Raw genomic sequence first — 1,971 nt, forward strand, 5'->3', positions numbered from 1 at the left:
GCGCCGGGTCGCGTTCCTGTTGCAGGCGCTCCACCAGGCGCTCGTTGAGGCGCTGTTCCAGGCCGGCGAACTCGCTTTGCAGATGGGCCAGCGGGCTGTCGCTGTTCTTGCCGTCGTCCAGGGCGAAGGTCATGCCCCACACTTGGGCGCGCTCTTCCTTGCTCAGGTTGTCGAAGAACTCCATGAAGCCGGGCACCAAATCGAGTTTGGTCAGCATCAGGTAGATCGGGAAACGCACGCCCAGTTGGGTGTACAGCTCCTGGATACGCAAGCGGATCGCCGCCGCGTGGGCGGCGCGCTCGGCGTCAGTACCGAGCAGCAGATCCGACAGGCTGATCGCAATGAATGCACCGTCGATTGGGCGGCGTGAACGTTGTTTTTTCAACAGGTCGAGGAAGCCCAGCCACGCGGCTTTATCCACCGTGGAGTTGCTGTCCTGTGTGGTATAGCGGCCAGCGGTATCGAGCAGCACGGCTTGGTCGGTAAACCACCAATCACAGTTACGCGTCCCCCCGACACCACGTACCGCGCCGGCACCCAACTGCGCCGCCAGCGGGAAATGCAGGCCAGAGTTGACCAGCGCAGTGGTCTTGCCCGAACCCGGCGGGCCAATGATCACGTACCACGGCAACTCGTAGAGGTTGCGGCGCTCATCGCCACCGAGCTTGGCTTTTTTCAGCAGCGCCAGGGCTTCATCCATGCGCTGGCGCAAAGTGCTGAGTTCTTCGGCAGTGGCGACACTGTTGGGGTCGACCGGCGTTTCCGCCGCCAGGCTGCGCATCACTTCGGCAGCCTGCCGGCGCGCCTGGATGATGCGGAACACGCGGTAGGCGATCCACACCGCGAACACCAGGATGATCAGCGCCCAACGGCGCCCTTCCGGCACCAACACATCGAGCAACGGCCCGACAAACCAAATGATCAGGCTCAGGGCGATCAAGCCCAGCACCGGGATCACCCAGCGAATCATGAAACTGAAAAACGCCTTCACTCGACGCCCTCCGCCAATACGGTGATTTCAACCCGACGATTACGGGCACGGCCTTCGGCGGTGGCATTGGTGGCCACCGGCTCGGTATCGCTTCGGCCCTCGGCGCTGAAGCGCTCGGCCTGGCCGGTCTTGGCTGCCAGGATCTCCAGTACCGACTTGGCCCGCGCTTCGGACAGCGCCCAGTTGGACGGGAAACGCAGCGTGGCAATCGGGCGGTTGTCGCTGTGCCCGGTGACACGCACCTGGCCTTTGACTTTGCGGATGGCGTCGGCGATGCGCAGCATCAGCGGCTGGTAGTTATCGACGATGCTGGAGCTGGCCGAGGCGAACAGCTCGTCACCGCGAATGGTCACCACGGACCGGTCCACGGCATCTTCCACCGCCACACGACCAGCCTTGATGTCTTCCACCAGGAAGCCGGCCAGGCGTGGGCGCTCGATGACTTTGGGTTGTGCCACCGGACGGTCGATGGCCTGCACCGGGATCTCGCCCAGGGCATGGATATTCTTGAACACCGGCTCGGCGTCCGACGCCAGTTTGAGGCGCAAGCCGAACAGCAACGCCAGCAGCAGCGCCAGGCCGATGGCCACGGCGATCCACGGCGGCATGAATTGCGCCAGGCGGTCCCGCGCCACGGTCACGCCGCGCCAGTGTGGCGACAGCTCGCGCTCGTGTTCGCCACGGGCACTGCGAATGGCCGCCGCCGTGCGCTCACGCAATGCATCCAACTGGCTGCGCCCATCGTTCATCACACGGTAACGGCCCTCGAAACCCAGGCACATGCACAGGTACAACAGCTCCAGCAGATACAGGCGTTCCCGTGGGCTCTGTAGGCAATGGTCAAGCAGTTGGAAGACTTTCTCACCGCCCCAGGCTTCGTTGTGCACAGTGATCAGCAAGCTCTGTTTGCCCCAATCGCTGGTGCTGCCCCACGGCGTGCTCAGTACCGCTTCATCCAAGGCAGTGCACAGTGCGTAGCG

At 63.8% G+C, this 1,971-nt stretch carries 2 protein-coding genes; both read right to left on the reverse strand.

Translation table 11 applies throughout. The annotated features are described in order from the left end of the window. On the reverse strand, window positions 1-991 hold a 991-nt coding region (gene tssM, locus ACRESD_RS03735; protein ID WP_431749690.1), incomplete at its 3' end, for a type VI secretion system membrane subunit TssM. Continuing rightward, on the reverse strand, window positions 988-1,971 hold a 984-nt coding region (locus ACRESD_RS03740), incomplete at its 5' end, for a DotU family type VI secretion system protein (RefSeq protein WP_431749691.1). The genes ACRESD_RS03740 and tssM, both read right to left, overlap by 4 nt.

It is taken from the genome of Pseudomonas sp., from assembly GCF_050739995.1.
Taxonomy (GTDB): domain Bacteria; phylum Pseudomonadota; class Gammaproteobacteria; order Pseudomonadales; family Pseudomonadaceae; genus Aquipseudomonas.